The organism is Planotetraspora sp. A-T 1434 (assembly GCF_025420585.1).
Taxonomy (GTDB): Bacteria; Actinomycetota; Actinomycetes; order Streptosporangiales; family Streptosporangiaceae; genus JAOEGB01.
Genome location: NZ_JAOEGB010000122.1, coordinates 1 through 339, shown reverse-complemented (window position 1 = coordinate 339; position 339 = coordinate 1). Strand labels below are relative to the sequence as shown.

The window sequence follows — 339 nt, the reverse complement described above, 5'->3', positions numbered from 1 at the left end:
TGATGAGGCGGATGCCGATTACGCGGCGCGGTTCCTGCTGGTCCGCCCCTCCTCTACCGGTGGGGTGGAGGGAGAGTTCCGGCTGCCGCGTGAGGCGGCCGCCCGGTTGCGGGAGTTCCTGGCCGCCTACGCCCGCCCGAAGGGCAAGGACGATGACCGGCCGCTGCGGGTGCGGCAGGCTGATGCGCTGGCGGCGTTGTTGAGCAAGAAGGTCAGCACTGAGCTGCTGGTCCTGGTCCGCGCCGAATCCCTCCCCGACGACCCCACGCCCACCCCCACCAACCCCACCCCGGACAACCCCGCTGGCCGCGATCACAGCACCCCGGCCACTGACCCCAC

At 71.7% G+C, this 339-nt stretch carries 1 protein-coding gene; it reads left to right on the top strand.

The genetic code is table 11. The features are described 5' to 3' along the window. On the top strand, window positions 1-339 hold a 339-nt coding region (locus N5079_RS35225; protein ID WP_261588557.1), incomplete at both ends, for a hypothetical protein.